At 72.4% G+C, this 19,441-nt stretch carries 21 protein-coding genes; 10 read left to right on the top strand and 11 right to left on the bottom strand.

The genetic code is table 11. The annotated features are described in order from the left end of the window. Window positions 1-41: 41 nt before the first annotated feature. The 4 genes from AB0M08_RS07635 to AB0M08_RS07620 all read right to left on the bottom strand — a co-directional run bounded on the left by AB0M08_RS07635 (window position 42) and on the right by AB0M08_RS07620 (window position 3,189). Entirely contained in the window at window positions 42-695 is a 654-nt protein-coding gene (locus AB0M08_RS07635; protein ID WP_364490099.1) for a pentapeptide repeat-containing protein, read from the bottom strand. A gap of 86 nt (window positions 696-781) precedes the next feature. Beyond that, entirely contained in the window at window positions 782-1,021 is a 240-nt protein-coding gene (locus AB0M08_RS07630; RefSeq protein ID WP_364490097.1) for a hypothetical protein, read from the bottom strand. A gap of 151 nt (window positions 1,022-1,172) precedes the next feature. Further along, window positions 1,173-2,129 (bottom strand): hypothetical protein, encoded by a 957-nt coding sequence (locus AB0M08_RS07625; protein ID WP_364490094.1) that lies wholly within the window; start codon window positions 2,127-2,129, stop codon window positions 1,173-1,175. Window positions 2,130-2,163: 34 nt separating this feature from the next. Beyond that, window positions 2,164-3,189, bottom strand: a complete 1,026-nt coding sequence (locus AB0M08_RS07620; protein WP_364490091.1) for an SPFH domain-containing protein — start codon at window positions 3,187-3,189, stop codon at window positions 2,164-2,166. A 134-nt stretch (window positions 3,190-3,323) separates the two neighbouring features. On the opposite strand from AB0M08_RS07620, the gene AB0M08_RS07615 reads away from it, so the two are divergent. The 4 genes from AB0M08_RS07615 to AB0M08_RS07600 all read left to right on the top strand — a co-directional run bounded on the left by AB0M08_RS07615 (window position 3,324) and on the right by AB0M08_RS07600 (window position 6,164). Continuing rightward, on the top strand, window positions 3,324-3,995 hold the full coding sequence (locus AB0M08_RS07615) for an NUDIX domain-containing protein (protein ID WP_364490088.1): 672 nt from the start codon (window positions 3,324-3,326) through the stop codon (window positions 3,993-3,995). Window positions 3,996-4,005: 10 nt separating this feature from the next. After that, on the top strand, window positions 4,006-4,653 hold the full coding sequence (locus tag AB0M08_RS07610; protein ID WP_364490085.1) for an NAD(P)H-binding protein: 648 nt from the start codon (window positions 4,006-4,008) through the stop codon (window positions 4,651-4,653). A gap of 136 nt (window positions 4,654-4,789) precedes the next feature. Next, complete coding sequence (locus AB0M08_RS07605) at window positions 4,790-5,476, top strand: hypothetical protein (protein ID WP_364490083.1); 687 nt, start codon at window positions 4,790-4,792, stop codon at window positions 5,474-5,476. A gap of 64 nt (window positions 5,477-5,540) precedes the next feature. Continuing rightward, window positions 5,541-6,164: a hypothetical protein gene (locus AB0M08_RS07600; RefSeq protein ID WP_364490080.1), complete on the top strand. Its 624-nt coding sequence runs from the start codon at window positions 5,541-5,543 to the stop codon at window positions 6,162-6,164. Window positions 6,165-6,181: 17 nt separating this feature from the next. Here AB0M08_RS07600 and AB0M08_RS07595 read toward each other — a convergent pair whose 3' ends face one another. After that, window positions 6,182-7,066: a LysR family transcriptional regulator gene (locus AB0M08_RS07595; protein ID WP_364490077.1), complete on the bottom strand. Its 885-nt coding sequence runs from the start codon at window positions 7,064-7,066 to the stop codon at window positions 6,182-6,184. Window positions 7,067-7,137: 71 nt separating this feature from the next. On the opposite strand from AB0M08_RS07595, the gene AB0M08_RS07590 reads away from it, so the two are divergent. Next, the gene (locus tag AB0M08_RS07590; protein ID WP_364490074.1) at window positions 7,138-8,310 is read left to right on the top strand and encodes an MFS transporter; all 1,173 of its coding nucleotides are present in this window, start codon (window positions 7,138-7,140) and stop codon (window positions 8,308-8,310) included. A gap of 156 nt (window positions 8,311-8,466) precedes the next feature. On the opposite strand, the gene AB0M08_RS07585 is transcribed toward AB0M08_RS07590, so the two are convergent. After that, the gene (locus AB0M08_RS07585) at window positions 8,467-8,937 is read right to left on the bottom strand and encodes a nitroreductase/quinone reductase family protein (RefSeq protein WP_364490071.1); all 471 of its coding nucleotides are present in this window, start codon (window positions 8,935-8,937) and stop codon (window positions 8,467-8,469) included. 462 nt (window positions 8,938-9,399) lie between these two features. On the opposite strand from AB0M08_RS07585, the gene AB0M08_RS07580 reads away from it, so the two are divergent. From AB0M08_RS07580 to AB0M08_RS07570, 3 genes are read left to right on the top strand one after another with little or no spacing between them, the layout of a single operon-like run. Continuing rightward, window positions 9,400-10,074 carry an FCD domain-containing protein gene (locus AB0M08_RS07580; protein WP_364490068.1) on the top strand — a complete coding sequence of 225 codons (675 nt, stop codon included), beginning with the start codon at window positions 9,400-9,402 and terminating at the stop codon, window positions 10,072-10,074. Further along, complete coding sequence (locus AB0M08_RS07575; protein ID WP_364490065.1) at window positions 10,071-10,919, top strand: ATP-binding cassette domain-containing protein; 849 nt, start codon at window positions 10,071-10,073, stop codon at window positions 10,917-10,919. Before AB0M08_RS07580 ends, AB0M08_RS07575 begins: the two co-directional genes overlap by 4 nt. A gap of 43 nt (window positions 10,920-10,962) precedes the next feature. Beyond that, on the top strand, window positions 10,963-11,505 hold the full coding sequence (locus AB0M08_RS07570) for a CAP domain-containing protein (protein WP_364490062.1): 543 nt from the start codon (window positions 10,963-10,965) through the stop codon (window positions 11,503-11,505). Between the two features lie 107 nt (window positions 11,506-11,612). On the opposite strand, the gene AB0M08_RS07565 is transcribed toward AB0M08_RS07570, so the two are convergent. Next, a complete protein-coding gene (locus AB0M08_RS07565) occupies window positions 11,613-12,449 on the bottom strand; it encodes a PhzF family phenazine biosynthesis protein (protein WP_364490059.1) in 837 nt (278 codons plus the stop codon). 110 nt (window positions 12,450-12,559) lie between these two features. On the opposite strand from AB0M08_RS07565, the gene AB0M08_RS07560 reads away from it, so the two are divergent. Beyond that, window positions 12,560-13,030, top strand: coding sequence for a hypothetical protein (locus AB0M08_RS07560; protein WP_364490056.1), 471 nt, complete (start codon window positions 12,560-12,562; stop codon window positions 13,028-13,030). Between the two features lie 112 nt (window positions 13,031-13,142). Further along, window positions 13,143-14,258, top strand: coding sequence for a proprotein convertase P-domain-containing protein (locus AB0M08_RS07555; protein ID WP_364490053.1), 1,116 nt, complete (start codon window positions 13,143-13,145; stop codon window positions 14,256-14,258). A 94-nt stretch (window positions 14,259-14,352) separates the two neighbouring features. Here the strand turns inward: AB0M08_RS07555 and AB0M08_RS07550 are convergent, their stop codons facing one another. The 4 genes from AB0M08_RS07550 to AB0M08_RS07535 form a co-directional block, all read right to left on the bottom strand. Next, a complete protein-coding gene (locus tag AB0M08_RS07550) occupies window positions 14,353-15,660 on the bottom strand; it encodes a hypothetical protein (protein ID WP_364490050.1) in 1,308 nt (435 codons plus the stop codon). Continuing rightward, a complete protein-coding gene (locus AB0M08_RS07545) occupies window positions 15,660-16,253 on the bottom strand; it encodes a SigE family RNA polymerase sigma factor (protein ID WP_364490047.1) in 594 nt (197 codons plus the stop codon). The genes AB0M08_RS07550 and AB0M08_RS07545 overlap by 1 nt, the downstream gene beginning before the upstream one ends. 288 nt (window positions 16,254-16,541) lie before the next feature. Continuing rightward, the gene (locus AB0M08_RS07540) at window positions 16,542-17,990 is read right to left on the bottom strand and encodes a PepSY-associated TM helix domain-containing protein (protein ID WP_364490044.1); all 1,449 of its coding nucleotides are present in this window, start codon (window positions 17,988-17,990) and stop codon (window positions 16,542-16,544) included. 182 nt (window positions 17,991-18,172) lie between these two features. Further along, window positions 18,173-19,441 (bottom strand): Gfo/Idh/MocA family oxidoreductase, encoded by a 1,269-nt coding sequence (locus AB0M08_RS07535; protein ID WP_364490041.1) that lies wholly within the window; start codon window positions 19,439-19,441, stop codon window positions 18,173-18,175.

Here is a 19,441-nt window from a genome sequence, read left to right as displayed (position 1 = left end):
ACCCTTTCCCGGACGCGTCTCGCGGTGCCGAGGGTATCGGGTCAGCGGTCCTTCACCACGATGCCGAGGGTCTGTGCCAGCGCGGGGGCGGCCTCCGCGAGCTGCCCGCTATTGATCACAGCCCCCCGCAGCGCGTCCCAGCCCTCCACCACGTCCAGCTCCCGGGCGCCGCGGAAGTCCACCGTCTTCACCGTCACCTTGCTGAACCGGGCCCGCCGCAGCACCGAGCCGGGGAACGTCACGTTGTTCAGCTCGGCACCGCCGAAGTCGACCTCGGTCAGCTCACAGTCCCGGAACTCCACGTCCCGCAGCTTCGCCGCCCGCAGGTTCAGGCTGTCCACCTTGCAGCCCTCGACGACCACTTTCCGCCAGATCCCGCCATACGCCTGCACGCCCGCCAGCGCGCCGTCCAGGATCGTGACGTTGAACAGGCTCGCGTCCGACCAGCTCCCGCCGATCCACCGGCTCTTGGAGATCCACACGTCGTCCAGCCGCGCCCGGTCCAGCTTCACCCCGGTCAGGGTCAGCCCGGTCAGCGCGCTCTCCACGATCCGCGAGCCCCCACCGTCCTCGTGGTCCAGGTCGCCGCCCTCGAAGTGCATCTCGGTGTAGTCGCCGCCGACCTCCAGCTCCCCCTCGAACGGTCGCAGGAAACGGGCATACGGAAGAGCTCCGAGCTCACGGATCACCGGCATCCCGCCATTCTCACCCCCGAAACCCTTCCTCCGGTACGCGGATCGCCCGTCACCCGCCAGACGCTCCCCGGCCGGCACCACCACGGTCATGGGCGGCCGACCGTCCAGGGATCGCCCCCGATGACCCTGGGGTCCTTCCACGGCGGCACCCCGGCGCCCGGCAGCGGGGAACCCGGGACGACCGGCGGGGAACCCGAGCCGGCGACATCCGGGACCTCCCCACCCGGCGGGCAGCCACCGGCCGGGCAGTCGGCGAGCGCCGGACCGATCCCGATCACCGCGCCGCAGAACGTCCCGATCGCTGCCGTCATCACACGCACCAGCATGGTCATGATCGTGGCCCCTTTATCCGGAAAAAACCCGACGAGCCGATCCCATCATGCTATTTCGGGCGCCATTTCCCCTTCCCCGCCGAGGAAGCCGTTCAGCCGACCGCCCACTCCCCCGAACGACCGGACTGCGCCCCACCCCCTCCCGTCACATCAGGTGCAGGCGGCGGCTCGCGATGCCGACCCGGACCCGCTGGCCCCAGCTCAGCTCCAGCGCGTCGGACTCCAGCCCGTCCGCGAAGACCACCAGGCGCTCCGACTCGCTGGTCAGCTCCAGCTCCTCCGCGCCGGTCAGCACCCCGGCGACCTGGGTGGCCCCGGTCGCCGGGGAGGGCCAGGCCTCCCGGACGAACCAGCACAGAGCCGGGTCGTCCGGGGACGGCAGCCGCGGCGCCGCGACCCGGTCCCGGGCGATCGACGCGCACCAGCCCGTCGCTCCCGTCCCGGTGCCGACGATCAGGCCCGAGGAGGACTGACGTTCCCGCGAACCCGACGGCGCCGCGATCACGTAGCGCGCCGACTGGTGCCCGGCGTGACCGATGTAGATCTCATTGAGGCCGGACAGCTCCTGCCCGTCGTCGAGGCGCGCGACGACCATCGTGCGCTCCTCGGCCTCCGGACGACCCGACGAACCCGCCGGACGACCCGACGAACCCGCCGGGCGAGCCGACGAACCGGACGGGCCGCCCGCAGAACCGGCCGGGCGGATCAGCTGCGCCACGTCGGCCGCGCGGTGCCGGACCAGGACGCCGGCGTTGCGTCCGGGCTCCGGGTCGACGCCGATCACCGGCTGACCGTCCAGGTACTTGGCCACGTTCGCGACCAGGCCGTCCTGCCCGACCGCGATCACGATGTCCTCCGGCGCGAAGAGGAAGCGCGGCAGGTCGGCACGTTCCACGTGGCCGCGCCGCCAGTCGGCCGGTACCGCGGCGCCGACCTCGGTCAGCGCCGCCGTCAGGGCCTCGTGCCGCGCGGTGACCTCGTCCAGGTCCCGGCCGCGCTGGCGGAGGAAGTACGCCGCCGCGCCCCGGGTCCCGTGCCGCCCGAGCAGCTCGTCGAGCTCACTGCGCCGGGACACGACCACCACGCGCGGGGAGAGCGTCATGACCGCTCCCGCACAGCCGTACCGGAGAAGCTCCTCATGATCCGATCCGCCCGAGCAGCCTGCCGACCAGGTCCGGGGTCACCGTCAGCTCGTTGATCGACGGCACGTTCCCGGCCAGCTCCTTGAGCGCCAGCGCCTGCAGCACCTCGGCCGGCAGGTCCCGGTACGCGGCCAGCCGCGCGGCCTCCGCCTCCGCCTCGGCGAGCCCGACCACCCGGACGCCCTCGGCACGGGCCTCGTCGCGCAACCGCCCGGCGTCCGCCTCGGCCGCCGCGGCCAGGCGCGACCGGTCGGCCTCGCCCTGCGCCGCGACCAGCTCGGCCTCGGCGGAGAGCTCCGCGCCGCGCCGGGTGTTCGCGCCGTGCTGCTCGACCAGTTGCTGCTCCTGCCGGGCCAGCTCGATCCTGCTCTTCAGTTCGTTCTCGGCGATCGAGCGCTCCTGCTCGACGGCGGCGGCACGGCGGGCGTACGTGGCCCGGTCCGCGTCCTGCTGGACCTTCTCCCGGGTGGGCGTCTGCAGCGCCCGCTCCAGGTCCGGCTCCGGGCGGATGGCGACCACCCGGGCGCTGACCACGGTCACCCCGGTCTCGGCGAGGCGCGGGTCACCGGCGAGCGCGGCGGTGACCGACTCGCGGACCGGGGCGATCCCGGCGGTCAGCGCCTCGGCGAGCGGCACCCGGGCGAGCAGGTCGAGCGCGGGCTGCTGGGCCAGTTCGGCGAGGAGGGTGGCCACCTGGTCGAGCGGCTGACCGCGCCAGCGCCCCCGGTACGGGTCGATCGAGAAGTCCAGCCGCCCCGCCGCCGCGGCCGGGTCGCTGAACCGGTACGTCACGGTGGCCTGCACGGTCACGTCGGCGAAGTCCTCGGTCCGGGCGTGGAAGAGCAGCGGCAGTTCACGGTCGTCGACCGGCACCTCGGAGAGCACCGCGGTGAGCGGCCGGTACCAGAACGCGAGTCCGGTCCCGGAGCGCTTGACCCGCCCCTTCGCGCTGTGGCTGACCCAGCTGGTCGGCGCCGAGCGCAGGTGCCGCAGGTGCAGTCGTCGTGTCACGTCAGCCATGGTGGCCGTCCTCCCCCTTGGGTGGTGGCCGGTTCGCCGGGGTGCCCCGAAAGGCGTGGGGTACCCCGGCGAACCAGCCATGCCCCGAAATATCGTCAGGACGACGATAAAGCGTCCGGGGTATTATCGTCAACATGACGCTAAACGAGACCTCCATCACCGTTGATCTCGTGCTGCTCACCATCCGGCAGGGCGCGCTCCAGGTGCTGATGATCAGGCGGGGCATCCCGCCGTTCGAGGGCCGGTGGGCGCTGCCGGGCGGGTTCGTGCTCCCCGGCGAGGACCTCGACGAGGCCGCCCGCCGGGAGCTGCGCGAGGAGACCGGGCTGGACCCGTCCGCCGGCCATCTGGAGCAGCTCGCCACGTACGGCACACCCGGCCGGGATCCGCGCGGCCGGGTGGTGACCGTCGCCTACCTCGCACTCCTCCCCGACCTGCCCGCCCCGGTGGCCGGCAGCGACGCCTCGGCGGCCGGGTGGCGCCCCTGCGACGAGGTCGGCGACGTCGCGTTCGACCACGCCCGGATCCTCGCCGACGGCCTGGAACGGGCCCGCGCCAAGCTGGAGTACACCCCGCTCGCCACCGCGTTCTGCCCGCCCGAGTTCACCGTGGCCGAGCTGCGCGCCGTCTACGAGACCGTCTGGCGTACGCGTCTCGACCCCCGCAACTTCCACCGCAAGGTGACCACCGCCGAGGGTTTCGTCGAGGCGACCGGCCACACCGCCCTGCGCGACCGGGGACGTCCCGCTCAGTTGTTCCGGCGCGGCCCGGCCCACCTCCTGCATCCGCCGCTGCTCCGGCCGTAGGCTGACCGGAATGGACCTCATCGTCGTCGGCGGCCACGGTAGGGTCGCGCGCCTGCTGCTCCCCTTGCTGGTGTCGGCCGGGCACACCGTGACGGCCGTCTTCCGCGATCCCGCGCACACCGCGGACGTGGCCGCGACCGGCGCGACCCCGCTCGCCCTCGACGTCGAGCAGACCGGGACGGGCGCGCTGACCGACCTCCTTCGCGGCCGCGACGGCGTGGTCTGGTCGGCCGGTGCCGGCGGCGGCAATCCGCCCCGGACCTACGCGGTCGACCGCGATGCCGCGATCCGCTCGATGGAGGCCGCCGACCGGTCCGGCGCCCGCCGCTACGTGATGGTCAGCTACTTCGGCGCCAATCAGGAGCACGGCGTTCCGCCGCAGAACCCCTTCTTCCCGTACGCCGAGGCCAAGGCCGCCGCCGACGCCTTCCTCACATCGAGCGCTCTGGAGTGGACCGTCCTCGGGCCGAGCGCCCTGACCGACGGCGAGCCGACCGGACGGATCGAGACGGCCGCCCAGGGCGCCGTGGCCGGCTCGGTGACCAGGTCCGACGTCGCCGCCGTGGTGGTCGCGGCGCTCGCCGACCCGGCCACGATCGGCCACACCATCCGCTTCAACAACGGCCCGACCCCGATCGCCGAGGCCCTCCGCGGCTGAATCCGGCACGGCGGTCCACATCGGCGCCGGTCACGGCGAGAGCGAGGTAGGTCACGTACGTTACGAGAAGGGCGCGAAAGACACCGGCCTCGACCACCTTTAGCATGTGCTGCGTTCGGCGAGCGGTGGAGGCGACATGCGGTGGTTCCGTAAACGGCGAATCCAGCACGATCCGGCCCGGCAGCAGGTGATGCTCCGGGACGTCCGGGAACGCTATGGGCCGAAGGCGTCCGGGCGGCCGCTGGCCGAGCAGGCCAACGACGTCGCTCACATGTTGAACGACCCGGACGGCATCGTGGTCGCGGCCTTCGTGCTCCGGGAGTTCGCCGACGCGGCGTACCACGACGTCGCCGGCCAGTGCCGGGAGCTCGGGCTGACCCCGGACCGGCGCGCCTACCGGCCACTGTGGGAGCAGGCCGGCAAGCGGATGCGCTCGCCGCTCTTCGCCTCGCCCGGCGGTTTTCACCCGTACGTGCACGTCGCAGGCGCGGTCACGCTGCTCGGCATCCAGTCCCAGCAGACCGTCCGCGTGATCAACCCGCTCCCGATGGTCGGCCACCTCTTCGAGATCCTCGACCTGACCCTGGCCGGCTGGGAGTTCGGCCGGGTCCTGGTGGACGTGGACGGCGCGACGCTCGCCACCCAGCTGATCACCACGGCGACCGAGGTCCGTGGCGCGATGACCGACCCGCCGCCGATCCCGCCGCCGGCCCGCGCCCAGATGCGCCGGAACAACAGCGTCGACGTGCTGGACCCGGCGATCAGCCGGATCGTCGGCAAGTGGAACCCGGGCCAGCAGATGCGCGAGAGCCTCCTCGCCTGAAAACCCTTCAGCACCTCCCCCTTCCGCCGATGTTCGCGAGCATCCAGGGACGGAAGGAATGACAATGGCCCAGACCGTGAATCGTGGCGTACCCGTACGCGACGACCGGTGGAGACCCACGGACGTGGTACTCAACGGCATCATCCGCAAATGCATCGAGGACTCGCACCGGCGCGGCGCCGAGTCCGGCTCCACCACCACGGTGGCCGCCGGCGGGCTGGTGCTGGGCGTCTTCGGCGTGATCATCTCGGTCGGCACCGGCAACCCGGTCCTGGGCCTCCTGGTGGCGGTCGGCCTCGCGGCGCTCGGCCTGGTCTACGCCGGCGTGAAGGCGCCGCCGCCGAGGATCGACCGCCGCCGGATCCTCGACGTGCTCGGCGGTCCCGGCAACCTGCCCGCCGGGTACCTCGTCTACGGCCCGGCCTGGCAGGCGGGCATGCCGGAGTACCTGCACGGGGTCACCGACCGCGAGCTGCGGATCGCGGTCAAGCTCTGCCGGTACTACCCGTGCGCGGTCTCCGACCTGATCCGCCTGGTCGCCCGCGCCGAGCGGCACGCGATGGAGCACGCCGTGCACGGCCACGAGGTCACCGACAACGAGATCTTCAAGATCGCCAACCGGATGACCGCCGCGGGCGTGGCGAGCATGGCGAACGCACCCACCATGGTGATCCCGGCCGCCGCCTAGGGTTTGCGAAACACGGGTCAGCCCGCCGCGTCGTAGGGGCCCGCCGCGGCCACGATCTCCCGGAAACGCGCGGCGGCCGGCCCCAGGGGCCGGTCGTCGCGCCAGGTCAGGCCGACGATCCGCTCGGCGCTCGGCGAGGTCAGCGCCAGAGCGACCGTACCGGACGCCCCGGCGAACTGCTCCGGCACCAGCGCCACGCCGAGCCCCGCCCCGACCAGGCCCTCGATGGTGGCCAGGTCACCGATCTCGAACGCGATCCGCGGCGTCACCCCGGCCGTGGCGAAGAGGTCGTCGAGCAGGACACGGAAGCCGAACCCGGGCGGGATGCTGACGAAGTCCTCGTCCGCGACGTCGGTCAGCCGGACACTGCGGCGGCCGGCCAGCCGGTGCCCGGGCGGCACGATCAGGGCGAGCACCTGTCGTTGCAGGGGCAGCCAGCCGTACGGTCCCGGCGGGTGCGGTGACGTGAGCGCGAGCTCCGCGACGCCGGACGCCAGGTCGGGCACGATCACGTGGTTCGGCTCCTGGCGCAGCTCGACCCGCAGGTTCGGGGCGGCCCGGCGTACGTCCCGGAGCAGCCGCGGCACCAGCGAGATCGCCATCGAGTCGAGGAACGCGAGCCGGACCGTTCCGGAGTCCGGGTCGAGCAGCCCGGCCAGGTCACGCCGCAGCCGGTCGTAGCGGTCGACGATCTCCCGGGCGCCGGTCAGCGCCACGTCACCGAGCGGGTTCGGGTGCACACCCCGCGCGTCGCGCTCGAAGAGCCGGGCGCCGAGCTCCGCCTCGACCCGGGAGAGCAGCCGGGACAGGGTCGGCTGGCTCACGCCGAGCGCGGCCGCGGCCTCCGTGACGTGGTGATGCTCACCGAGTGCCAGCAGCCCGCGCAGATCATCCAGCATCATGCGTACTTCGTATCAGGTTGATGATTTTCATGCATTGGACGCATGGAATTTTCCGGCGGAGAGTGACCGGGGTGAGCACCTATCGCCGGGTTTCCCTCGCCCTGTTCGCCGCCGGTGTCGCGACGTTCGCCCTGCTCTACAGCACGCAGGCGCTGCTGCCCACGCTCGCGTCGCACTTCGGCGTGACACCGGCGCAGAGCTCCTGGTCGCTCTCCCTCGCCACGGTCGGCCTCGGCGTGGCCCTGCTGATCACCGGCCCGCTCTCCGAGAAGATCGGGCGTACCCCGCTGATCCACCTCTCGCTCTTCAGCTCGGCGCTCGTCGGGATCCTCTGCGCCCTGGCGCCCGGCTGGCACGTGCTGCTCGCGCTGCGGCTGCTCCAGGGCGTGACGCTGGCCGGGCTGCCCGCGGTGGCGACGGCGTACCTGCGCGAGGAACTGCCCGCCGGCACCCAGGGCCGGGTCGCCGGCCTCTACATCGGCGGCACCGCGCTGGGCGGCATGGTCGGCCGGCTGCTCTCCGGCACGGTCGCCGAGTGGTTCGGCTGGCGGTGGGCGCTGGCCGCGGTCGCCGTGGTCGGCCTGGCCTGCGCGTCCCTGGTCGCCGCGCTGCTCCCACCGTCGGGCAACTTCGTCCCCCGGCGTACGGCCGCGATGACCTGGCGGGCGCTCGCCGACCCGGCACTGCTCGGCCTCTACGGGATCGGGGCGTGCGCGATGGGCGCGTTCGTCGCCGTCTACAACACCATGGGCTTCCGCCTGACCAGCGCACCCTTCGGCCTGGGCGCGGCGGCCGCCGGCGCGGTCTTCCTGGTCTACCCGGTCGGCACGCTCAGCTCCGCGATCTCCGGCCGCCTCGCCGACCGCTACGGCCGCCGCGCGGTCCTGCCGTTCGGCTGCCTGCTCACCGCCGCGGGCCTGCTACTGACCCTGCCGGACGCGCTCCCGACCGTGATCCTCGGCCTGGCGGTGATGACCGCGGGCTTCTTCTGCGTCCACGGCGTGGCGAGCGGCTGGGTCCCGGTCCGTGCCCACGCGGGCGACGTCCCGGCCGCCCAGGCGGCCTCCCTCTACCTCTTCGCCTACTACGCCGGTTCCTCGATCTTCGGAAGCCTCTCCGGTACGGCCTGGTCAGCCGCGTCGTGGCCGGGCGTGGTCCTCTTGGCCGCGGTCTTCGTCACGGTCGGCGGCGTGCTCGCGCTGGCCCTGCGCCGCATCCCGGCCCTGGTCCCGTCCCCGAGCTGAGCAACCGTTCCCCGTTCGCGGCCACCACCCGTTCCTGGCCACCGCCCGTTCCCGCCCACCACCCGTTCCTGGCCACCACCGTTCGTGGCCACCACCGTTCGTGGCCACCACCGTTCGTGGCCACCACCGTTCGTGGCCACCACCGTTCGTGGCCGCTCAGCGCGGATTAATCCGAAAAACCGGATATTCGGCAGCGATCGCGGCGAAGTCGGCGAGCGGGGCGTGCCGGTTCACCGGGATGTGCGGGCGGGCGCCGGGCGCCACGGCCAGGTACCGGCGCAGAATCGGGGCGCGCTCCTCGACCGGCACCTCGACCAGCCGGACCGGCTCCCGGTCACCGCGCCTGATCACCGCGTCCCCGTGCGCCGCGCGGACGTTGGCGACCCAGTTCGCGCTCCCCCCGAGCATCGAGCAGAGGTAGCGCTCGCCTTCATGGACCGTGACCACCAGCGGACAGGACACCACCCGCCCACTCGTGCGCCCGACGACTTCCAGGGTGACCCAGGTCCCCGGCGAGAGGATCCCGGCGCTGTACTGCGCCGCCGAGACCCGATTGAGCACCCGCGCCAGCCCGTTGGGCCGCCCATCGCGATACATCCACCGCTTCACCGCACCCGCGACTCCCATACCCCGACGCTAGAACCGGACACTCACCCCGTTCAGGGCCGAAGGTCCCCACGCGCCGCTCCGTTCTCCCGACCACCCGCCCAGCGACTCGCCGCCACTGGCCGCCGGGTTCTGGTCGGGGGCGGTCCGGGTTCACGATCATGCTCTGTGGGGGCGGGCGAGCCACCCCGGTCCGGGGCGGACTGCCGGTATGCGCGGTTCACTTCCAGCCGAACCAGGCCCGCCACTTCCTGCGGTTGAGGTGGGCCCTGCACGCAGCCGACGACCGACGGCCGGCGACCAGGGGTGCCACGAACGGGCTCAGGCACACCGGCACGCCAGCCGAAGACCGGTGGCCGGCGAGACTGCGTACGGTCACGGCGACAACGATCGGCGACGGGCGGCGCGGCTTGGGCACGTACGCGAAGAGAAGGGTTTGCAAATGTTGGACATCTGCACTGAACGTGGGTAGCCTTCCCGCTCGTGGTCCTGAACAGTCCGGTACGGCAGACGCCGCTCGTCACCCAGGTCGCGGATCAGTTCCGCGGGCTGATCGCGTCCGGTGCGTGGGCGGTCGGCGAACGGATCCCCGGCGAGATACCTCTCGCCGCCGAGCTCGGTGTCAGTCGCGGCACGGTCCGTGAGGCCCTACGCGCACTGAGCGTGACCGGACTGCTGGAACCACGGATCGGTGACGGCACCTACGTCCGCGCCACGAACGAGATCACCGGCGTGCTGGTCCGCGACGAGCTGACCGGTGTGCTCGACGCCCGCGCCGGGCTGGAGGCCGCCTCGGCCCGGCTCGCGGCCACCGCCGCCACCCCGGGTGACCTGGCCGCGCTGGAGGCCGCACTCGCCACCCGCGCCGCCGCGCACGACGCCGGCGACCGGGCCGGGTACATCGCCGCGGACGCCGCCTTCCACCGCGGCGTGGTCGTGGCCGGCGGGAACCCGCTGCTGCTGCGCCTCTACGACGCGGTCGCCGAGGCGATCGAGCGGTCGATGGAGGACACCACGATCCTCCCCGAGGACCCGGATGTCCGGGACGCGCACCACGCCATCCTGGACGCCGTCCGGGCCGGTGACCGCGACGCCGCGGTGACCGCTTCCTACCACCTGATCGAATCGGTCAAGACCTCGATGAGAGAGCACACGTGAGCGTCCTGCGACTGGACCGGGTCACCTTCCGGCGTGACGGCCGGGAGATCCTGCACGGCATCGACTTCACCGTGCGTGCCGGGGAGCACTGGGTGCTGCTCGGGCCGAACGGCGCCGGCAAGAGCACCGTCCTCGGGTTCTGCGGGGCGGTCACCCACCCGACCACCGGCAGCGTGCACGTGCTCGGCCGGCGGCTCGGCACCGTCGAGCTGCAGACGCTGCGGCGCTCGATCGGGCACGTCAACCCGCGTCACCCGCTGCGGTCGCCGCTGACCGTCCGCGAGGTGGTGCTGACCGGGATCACCGGGACCGTCGAGCTCCCGATGCGCTGGGCCGCCGGGGACGAGCAGCTCAAGCGGGCCGGCGAGCTGATCGAGATGCTCGGGCTGGGCGGCCGGGAGGAGAGCGTCTGGCCGGTCCTCTCCCAGGGCGAACGCGGGCGGGCCCTGATCGCCCGCGCGCTGATCGCCGAGCCGGAGCTCCTGCTGCTGGACGAGCCGTCGACCGGCCTGGACGTGGCCGCGCGGGAGCAGTTGCTGGACACCATCGACCTGCTGCACGCCACCCACCCCACGCTGGCGTCGGTGCTGGTCACCCACCACCTGGAGGAGCTGCCGGAGCAGACCACGCACGCGCTGCTCATCGCGGACGGCCAGGTGGTCGCGGCCGGACCGGTGGCGACCGTGCTGACCAGCGCGAACGTCAGCGCGACGTTCCGGCACCCGATCGAGGTCGAGCACCGCGACGGCCGCTGGAGCGCCCGGACGGCCCGGCAACCGAACGGCGACCGGTGCACCACCGATCTGCGCTCCCCGGGGCACGGCGGGCGACGAAGAGAACGGTGAACCTGGCGCCACGTCAGGCACCGCTCGTCGAAAGGGTCACCTCTTGCGCTCGCTTCTTCGTCGTATCGCCCTGGCCGCCATCATCGCCCCGGCCGCCGCCGGTGCCGTCTCGATGTTCGCCACGCCCGCCGAAGCAGCGCCCGCCGTCCCCACCACCTCCTCCGCCACCTCCGCCGCCTCCGCCGCCTCCGCCGCCTCCGCCGCTGAGCGGGGCATGCAGGCCGACATCCTGCGCCTCACCAACGAGCAGCGCGCCGCCGCCGGTTGCGCCCCGCTGACCGCGAACGACCAGCTCACCGAGGCCGCCCGCACGCACAGCGCGTGGATGGGCAGCACCGGCACCTTCTCGCACGTCGGCGACGCCGGTTCGTCGTTCGTCGCCCGCGCCCAGGCCGCCGGTTTCGCCGCCCCGTCCGCCGAGAACATCGCCTACCGCTACAAGACCGCCGAGGCCGTCATGGACGGCTGGATGCGCAGCCCGGGTCACCGCGCCAACATCCTCAGCTGCGCCTCCAAGACGCTGGGCGTCGGCGTCGTCACCGCGGCCGACGGCATCACGTACTACACCCAGGACTTCGGTTACTGACCGCTCACCAGCCCTCCACCCCCCTTTCAAGAGCTTTTCCGGTACGCCGTGACGAGCGGCCTCCCGACCGATGTGCCCCGCCGATCCCCCTGCGGCGGGGCACATCTCTATGTCCGGAAGTCCCGGACCACGCGCGCCGCACCCCCGGCCTCGACCACGCCGCCCGGCCCGATCGACGCCACCACGGTCGCCGGCCGCCCCAGGCTGTCGCCCATGTCGACGACCACCCGGGTGTTGAGCAGCGCGGCCAGACACGAGGTGCTGTTGACGTTCGCGATGTCCTCGGGCACCCCGATCGACGGCGCGAACATCCGCGCCGACCGGCGGCCGTGCGGGTCCGGCGGCGAGTACGCATAACACCCGAGCAGGCCGAATCGGTCACAGGCCGCCCGCAGCAGGCGGAGATCGGGCGTCAGGGCCGCCGGGTCCGCCGCCTCGACGAGCATCCGTTCCCGGCCGAGGGACGCGATGTGGGCCCGGGCTCCGGTCGTACCGTAAGCCTCGAGAACCTGGTCGCACTCGGCCGGAAGCGGGTCGCGGAGCCGGACCCTCCCCTGCTCGAAGGTGGCGACGCCACCGTCCACACGGCCGCCGAAGACCCGCCCGCCGACACTGAGCTCGCGATATCCGCCGACCCGTCCGCCGGCGCCGGACTCGCGATGCCCGCGTCCACGGCCGCCGGTGCCGGGGTCGCCGTCGCGGTCCAGATAGGTCAGCGCCGCGACCGTTCCGTGGCCGCACGCCGGCAGCTCGCCCTCCCGGGTGAAGAAGCGCAGCTCGGTGGGACCGTCCACGGTCCGCCTCAGGAGGACCGCGTGGGACGTGCCCGCCAGCACCGGGACCCGGCGGTGATCGATCCCGGCCGTCTCCCGCTCCTCGACGACCGCCGTCGGACTGCCGCCGCGCCCGTCCCTCAGGCAGGCGTCCACGATCGTGACCCGCATCGGCACTCCCCTTCCGTGTCGGCAACCCCATCCGGCACTCCCGCAGACCCTCGTCACCAGTGCCGGTAAGTCGAAAAGGGGCGGCCTCCGCTCGTCCTAACCTGAGTGGCATGTCGTACGTCGCCGCCCGTGACGGGCGCCGGAATCGCAGCGCCGCCAACCGGGCTCCAGCAGTCCCCGACCGGATCGACGACCTGCACGGAAACAGTCTCGGCGTTCTCGAGGTCCCGCACCACATGGCCTGCGGCCACGCCAGCCGCCGCCGGTACGACCTCGAGGATCCCGCCCAGCTCCGCCACGCCTACGAGCAGGTGCTCTGCGAGGCGGCCGGCTGCGGCGAGGTCGAGGACCTGATCAACCCGGCCACCCTGCGCCGCGTCTGGCGCGATCTGCACCTGCCGTTCCGGGTACGCGAGGCCTGGGAGACCCGCCACCCGAGCCTGCGCCGGACGGTCAACCGCACCCGCCCGGGCCCCGATTCCACTCTCGTCCGCACGTCCGGGGATCGTGCCGCCGCCCGGGGATTCGCCCGCCGGGGCCGGTCCACGGTACTCCGGACGACCACCGTGCAGGCCACATAGCGGGGCGGTATTACCCGTTTGACATGCGAACATTTTCGTCCACCAATCTATTGGCGTCGATGCGTGTGGCTTGACAATCGTCGAATCCCTCTCACCCCTCAGGGAGTCCGCGATGAACCGCACACTCCGCGCCGTGGCACTGGTCACCTCGACCGCCACGGTCGTCGCCGCCGGGCTGGTCACACTGATCAGCGCCGGTCCCGCCGCGGCGGCGACCGTGTCCCAGCCGCTGCGCACCATGGTCGCCAACCTGCCGGTCGAGACCGAGGTACGCACCGGTTACGACCGTGACCTCTTCAACCTCTGGATCGACGCCGACGGCGACGGCTGCAACACCCGGTACGAGGTCCTCATCGCCGAGGCCACCACCGCGCCCACCGTCGGCTCCGGCTGCTCGCTCACCGGCGGCGCGTGGTACTCGTACTACGACGGAGCCACCTGGACCGACCCGTCCGACCTGGACATCGACCACCTGGTCCCGCTCGCCGAGGCGTGGGACTCCGGCGCCCGGAACTGGACGGCGGCGCAGCGGGAGGCGTACGCGAACGACCTCGGCGACGACCGGGACCTGGTCGCGGTCACCGACAACGTGAACCAGAGCAAGAGCGACTCCGACGTGGCAGAGTGGATGCCGAGCCTGACCAGCGTCTACTGCCGGTACATCACCGAGTGGACCGTGGTGAAGACCCGCTGGGGCCTGAGCGTCGACACGGCCGAGAAGACCGCGCTGACCTCGTACGCCGCCGCCTGCACCAACAGCACGGTCACCGTCGAGGTGGTGCTCGGCAGCGGCTCGACCGCCACCGCCACCACGACCACGACCACGACCAGCAGCCCGACCGCCACCAGCAGCCCGACCGCCACCTCGACGAGCGGGACGTGCACCGGCACCAACGCCACCGACGTGAGCATCCCGGACTACAGCTCCCCGGTGACCAGCGCGATCACCATCTCCGGCTGCGGGCACACCGCCGCACTGGCCACCTCCACGATCTACGTCAACATCGTGCACACCTACCGCGGCGACCTCTCGGTCTGGTTGTACGCCCCGGACGGCACCTACTACATCCTGAAGTCCGCGAGCAGCTCGGACAGCACGGCCAACGTGGACACGACGTACACCGCAGACCTCTCCAGCGAGACCGCGAACGGCACCTGGACCCTGAGCGTCAAGGACAACTACTCCGGGGACACGGGCTACATCAACACCTGGACCCTCACGGTCTGACATCCCCCTCTTTGCGGGCAGCGCCGTTCCCGGCATTCCGGGGCGGCGCGCCTCCCGCTTCTCGGGGCGGCAGCCCCGAGCCTGCCGCCCCTGGTCATCGGCAGGTCCACATCAGTGGCAGGTTGCGCACCTCGCCGTTGGTGAACCCGTCCGTGCTGTACCCGCCGAGCACCTTCCCGTCGGCGCTGAGGCTGGAGAGCACGTACTCCCGCTGCTCCCGGTAGAGCGGCAACCGCACCACGGTCTCCCCGGCCACGATGGCAGGCTTCGCATCGTCCATCCCCGCGAAGCCGGCCACCCACCCGTTCGCCGCGGCGTACGACCGCAACCCCACGTTGCCGGCCACCTCCCGATAGCCGCCCCCCGCGATGCTGTACGTCATCGCGACGAACGTCCGCTCCCGGATCTCCGCCGTCTCGAAGACCGCCCGCCCGGCCACGGTGTCGCCGACGATCGACTCGGGCCAGAAGAAGTCCGCCCGCCGCCCGTCCACGGTCGGCAGCGGCATCACCCGCATCGTCCCGTCGGGCAGCCAGAGCACACCCGACTCGTTCCCGGCCTCCGCACCCGCCGTACCGGCGATCGTCCCGTCCGCACCGATGTAGTCCGCCGACCCACCCGTCGCCCCGTCCGGCAGGCGCAACCTGACCGGTTCCGCGGTCATCCCGTTCCAGCGCGCCGGCACCCGGTCCAGCACCCCGCCCAGACTGCCGACGATCACCCGGTCCTCGTTGATCGACCGGGCCTCCCCGGTGCCACCGGCCAGCCGCCACAGCAGGCCGTCCCGGTAGACCCACCCGTACCGGTCCGCGCCGTCGAAACTCGACCCGACCGCGATCCCGTCGGTGGTGACGTCCTCGAGACTGGCGTCCGCCCCCGCGAGGGCCGGGTAGGCCGCGATCTTCCCGTCCTTCCAGAGCACCACCCTCTTCTTCGCGTCCTGCCCGGCCGCCGGGTAGAGCCGTCCCACGAGGTAGCGGCCACTCGGATCCCCACCGGTGACCAGCGCCTTCTCCACACCGCCGGTCGGCAACCTGGTAACGGTGCAATCGGTGGGCGCCACCGCGACGGGTCGGCCCACCCCAGCGGAAGCGGTCACCCCAGCCGAAGCAGGCACCCCAGCCGAAGCGGGCGCCCCGGCGGAGGCGGTCATCGATGGCGCGGGCTGCGGATCGTCCCGCCTGGTCAGCGCCGTCGCCGCCACGCTCCCGCCGCTCACCGCGAGCGCCGTCACCGCGGCCATCGCCACCCCGGACGACCAGCGCCGCAGCCGCCGCCTCCGCGATCCCTCGGCCATCGCCCGCGGCACGTCCACCGCGGACGGACCGGCCGGCTCGCCCCGCAACGGGCGCAGCAGCACGACCGCCCGCTCGTCGTCGCCCTTCTGTTCCTCGTTTCTCATCACAGTCCCCGCTCCACCCCGACCCGCATCGATCCCACCCGCCCGGGATCCGCCCGCCCGGCTTCCGCCCGCCCGGGATCCGCCCGCCCGGAATCCGCCCGCATCGATTCCGCCTGTTCCGGCCTCGCTCGCTGTGGCCCGCCCGGTGGCACGTCGCCGAGCACCTTCCGGAGCCGGGTGAGCCCGTGCGTGGTCTGGCTCTTCACCGTCCCCTCGGAGATCCGCAGGTAGCGGGCGACCTCCCGAACCGGCTGATCACAGAGGTAACGCAGCACCAGCACGGCCTGCTGGCGCGGCGGCAGCTTGGCCAGCGCCGTCCGGAGCATCGACCGGTCCTCCGCCCCGGCTCCCGGCTCGGCGCGCTCCGGCAGCCAGCCCAGCAGCGCGACCTTCCACCACCCGCGCCGCCGGTCGTCCAGGAACACCCGGACCAGCATCGTGTGCACGTACGCGTCCACGTTCTCGACGTGCTGGATCCGCGGCCACCGCACGTACAGCTTGGTCAGCGTCTCCTGCACCATGTCGTCGGCCTCGTACGTGTCCCCGCAGAGCAGGTAGGCGGTCCGTCTCAGCCCGGCGATTCGCCCGTGCACGTACCCCAGATACTCACTGTCAGATCCGCTCGGCATACCCCGCCCGTCCCGTCCCCGCTTCCTGCGTATCCGACGGCGATCCTCATCGATCGGTTGTAAGGCTCCGGCCTTTTTCTCACGCTTCTTTTCCCGTACGCCGTCCGCGCCCTCCCCGCGCTCAAGAGGCGGCCACCCACCGGCGGCTCCGGTGCGGGCCCGATCAGGAGTCACACGGTCGTCCCGCGGCTCCTCCCCGCACCGGGCGGCGGCGCGCCGGGCGGTGCGGGGAGGCCGCGGGCGGAGCGGAGGTCAGGAACCGGCCGGCGGCGGGGAGACCGGGATGACCGGCGCGGGCCGACGGCGGACGAGGGTGACGAGGGTGTCCAGCGCCAGGAAGGCCAGGAGCGGGATGCCGAAGAGGGGAAGGAACCATCCCAGGGCGAAGAGCAGCGGGAGGCCCAGGGCGATCGACCACAGCGGAAGACCGGTCCAGTTGCCGCCGGGCGGCGGGGTGCCGGCCAGGGCACGACGGCCGGCGCGGGTGGGGCGGCGCTGCCACCACATGCGGTAACCCCAGATGATCACGGTGATCAGGCCGACGGCGAGGGCCGCGAGGAGGATCTGGTTGGCGAGGCCGAAGAGGTTCCCCATGTGGGCGTAGATGCCCCACTGCGTCAGCTTGGCCATGACGGGCCAGTCGGCGAAGTCGATCCGCTCGACGATCTTGCCGGTCGAGTCGGTGGCGACGCTGTCGCGGCGCAGCGGCCAGAGCGAGTCGGTCTGGGTGACCGTCCACGCCGTCGCGGCGTCGGCCGGAACCGTGATCGATACCGGCCCGTCGAGTCCGGCGTCGGTGGCGGCCTTGTACACCGTGGTGATGGCTGCCGGGTCGACGGTGCCGTCGGCGGAACCGCCCATGTTCATCCCGGCGTGGTGGCCGCCGGTGGCGGCGGCCTCGGTGCCGGTCAGAGTGGTGGAGACCTCGGGGCGGCTGCCGTGCAGCGCGTCGACGAGCTCGCCGAAGTTGGCGCCCGCGTGGTTGGACCAGGTCAGGCCCGTGGCGGAGAGGAAGATCAGGCCGATGCTGATCCAGATGCCGGTGGCGGCGTGCCAGCCACGGCTGCGGCGGACGCCCTTCTTGGCAGCCAGATCGGGGGTGAGCAGGCGCCGTGCCGTCCGGTTGCCCTGCAGGCGCCGCCACCACAGGACCACGCCGCCGAGGGCGAGGACCCAGAGCCAGCTGGCGGCGAACTCGGAGTAGAGGGCGCCGGTCTCGCCGAGGTGCAGGTTGGCGTGCATGTTGTCGAGCCACTCGTTGAGTGGGGTGGCCGCCCACCAGGTGGTCAGCTGCCCGGTGACCTTACCCGTGTACGGATCCACGTAGACCGTGTGCTGGTGATCGGCGTCCAGCGAGGGATCACTGAAGTCGACCTGAGTGGTGCTCTGGCCCTCCCCCGGGCGTACCGAGACCAGGTCTCCGGCGGGATGCGAGGCGCGCGCCGCGGCAACCTGATCGGCCAGCGGCAGGGCCGCGGAACCCGGATCGTCGACGGTGAGCTCGGTGGCGTAAACGATCTTCTCGATCTGCGGGGTGAACGCGTAGAGGATCCCGGTCGTCGCCGCCACCAGCAGGAACGGGGCCACCAGGACGCCCGCGTAGAAGTGCAGGCGCAGCAACAGCGCGCCCAGCGGGGAGGGACGGCGCGCGACGCGCGGCGGGGGCGGGACGATTTCCTGGAGCTCGGGTGTAACGGCCATCGGCTGTCCTCGTCGAAGGTCGGCAGGGGTGCAGTCGACGCACCGGGGCGCGCTCCCGGTTCCCGCGTCAGAGCGGTAGTCGCCCCTCGATGGCCGTTAGTTCCCAGCTTCTTTTCAGGCCGTCGCCCGCAGCCCTCCCCGTTTCCGGCCGCCCTCCCCAGCCGGTTCTCCGGCCGTGGTTCTCAACCGGCCAGCGCCGTGCCCTCCTCGGTGAGGAGGACCGGGAGACCGGTACGCGCGGAACGGACAGCCGCCACCCCGGTGAGCACGCTGCGGATGCCGTCGCGCCACCCCGCCTGACGGGCCAGCGGGTCGTCGCCCGGGCCGCGGAAGACGTCATTGAGCAGCAACGTGTCGCCACCACCGTGACCACCCGCGCCCTGGATGATCGGGACCTCCGCGACCGGCTTCCAGTGTTCCTGAACGGTCAGCCGCTCGATGCCGTCGGTCTTCCCCGCGGTCGGGTCGATCGCGGCCTGCGGCGAGGCCCACGCCCGTTCCACCACGTCGAGCTCGATCCGCCCGTTGGTCCCGGTGAAGACCACGCGGTAACCCTCGCGCGGGGCGTACGCGTTGAGCGCGTAGGTCAGCACCGCGTCGTCGGCGTACCGGACCATCACCGACATCGTGTCGTCGATCGTGACGCCGGGCGCGAAGACGTCCTGGTCCCGGATGTACCCGTCCTCGTGCTCCGCGTCCAGGTAAAGGCCCTTGAGACGTGGATCCTTCGTCAGGTCGAGCAGGAAGGGGTCGGTGCCGAGGCCGGGCGCTCCGTGCGACCGGGCCGGGCGCTCGCCCCGGGACTCCGGCGGGGAGCCGTAGAACTTCAGCGACGCCTGGGAGAAGACCAGCGCCGGCGAACTGCCCAGCCACCAGTTGACCAGGTCGAAGTGGTGGGTGGACTTGTGCACCTGCAGGCCGCCGGAGCTCTCCCGGCGCCGGTGCCAGCGCCGGAAGTAGTCCGCGCCGTGGATGGTGTCCAGGTACCACTCGAAGTGCACCGCGGTCACGCGCCCGATCCGTCCGGAAGCGATCAGTTCACGCACGGCCGAGTTGCGCGGCGAGTACCGGTAGTTGAACGTCACGATCAGGCGCGCGCCGCTCCGGGTGGCCGAGTCGGCGATCCGGCGGCAGCCCTCCTCGTCGACGGTGAGCGGCTTCTCCACCACGACGTCCACGCCCGCGTCGAGCGCCGCGCAGACGTAGTCCGCGTGGGTGGCGTCCACCGTGGTGACGATCACGGCGTCGACCTGGGTGAGCAGCTTCGCGTAATCGTCCGGGTGGTACTCCGGGACCGGCTCGGCGAGGCGGGCGTTGTGGAAGGCCATCCGGGTACGGTTGGTGTCGCAGAACGCGACGATCCGGCCCGCGTCACTCCAGTCGCCCACGAGCGCGTCGATGTAGAGCTGCGCACGGTGACCGAGCCCGACAACGGCGTAACGGCGAGTCAT

Origin of the sequence: Actinoplanes sp. NPDC051851 (assembly GCF_040681165.1) — a bacterium.
Lineage (GTDB): Bacteria > Actinomycetota > Actinomycetes > Mycobacteriales > Micromonosporaceae > Actinoplanes.
Note: the sequence above shows the minus strand (reverse complement) of the source record. Positions and strands in the feature narration are given on the sequence as shown.

Bases quoted from the DNA above. Each gene is read 5' to 3' on its own strand.
- AB0M08_RS07620 (WP_364490091.1), bottom strand. From the start codon at position 3,189: ATGGCTGACGTGACACGACGACTGCACCTGCGGCACCTGCGCTCGGCG.
- AB0M08_RS07600 (WP_364490080.1), top strand. From the start codon at position 5,541: ATGGCCCAGACCGTGAATCGTGGCGTACCCGTACGCGACGACCGGTGG.
- AB0M08_RS07555 (WP_364490053.1), top strand. From the start codon at position 13,143: ATGAACCGCACACTCCGCGCCGTGGCACTGGTCACCTCGACCGCCACG.
- AB0M08_RS07625 (WP_364490094.1), bottom strand. From the start codon at position 2,129: ATGACGCTCTCCCCGCGCGTGGTGGTCGTGTCCCGGCGCAGTGAGCTC.
- AB0M08_RS07540 (WP_364490044.1), bottom strand. From the start codon at position 17,990: ATGGCCGTTACACCCGAGCTCCAGGAAATCGTCCCGCCCCCGCCGCGC.
- AB0M08_RS07615 (WP_364490088.1), top strand. From the start codon at position 3,324: ATGACGCTAAACGAGACCTCCATCACCGTTGATCTCGTGCTGCTCACC.
- AB0M08_RS07605 (WP_364490083.1), top strand. From the start codon at position 4,790: ATGCGGTGGTTCCGTAAACGGCGAATCCAGCACGATCCGGCCCGGCAG.
- AB0M08_RS07565 (WP_364490059.1), bottom strand. From the start codon at position 12,449: ATGCGGGTCACGATCGTGGACGCCTGCCTGAGGGACGGGCGCGGCGGC.
- AB0M08_RS07635 (WP_364490099.1), bottom strand. From the start codon at position 695: ATGCCGGTGATCCGTGAGCTCGGAGCTCTTCCGTATGCCCGTTTCCTG.
- AB0M08_RS07595 (WP_364490077.1), bottom strand. From the start codon at position 7,066: ATGATGCTGGATGATCTGCGCGGGCTGCTGGCACTCGGTGAGCATCAC.
- AB0M08_RS07560 (WP_364490056.1), top strand. From the start codon at position 12,560: ATGTCGTACGTCGCCGCCCGTGACGGGCGCCGGAATCGCAGCGCCGCC.
- AB0M08_RS07535 (WP_364490041.1), bottom strand. From the start codon at position 19,441: ATGACTCGCCGTTACGCCGTTGTCGGGCTCGGTCACCGTGCGCAGCTC.
- AB0M08_RS07550 (WP_364490050.1), bottom strand. From the start codon at position 15,660: ATGAGAAACGAGGAACAGAAGGGCGACGACGAGCGGGCGGTCGTGCTG.
- AB0M08_RS07610 (WP_364490085.1), top strand. From the start codon at position 4,006: ATGGACCTCATCGTCGTCGGCGGCCACGGTAGGGTCGCGCGCCTGCTG.
- AB0M08_RS07630 (WP_364490097.1), bottom strand. From the start codon at position 1,021: ATGCTGGTGCGTGTGATGACGGCAGCGATCGGGACGTTCTGCGGCGCG.
- AB0M08_RS07585 (WP_364490071.1), bottom strand. From the start codon at position 8,937: ATGGGAGTCGCGGGTGCGGTGAAGCGGTGGATGTATCGCGATGGGCGG.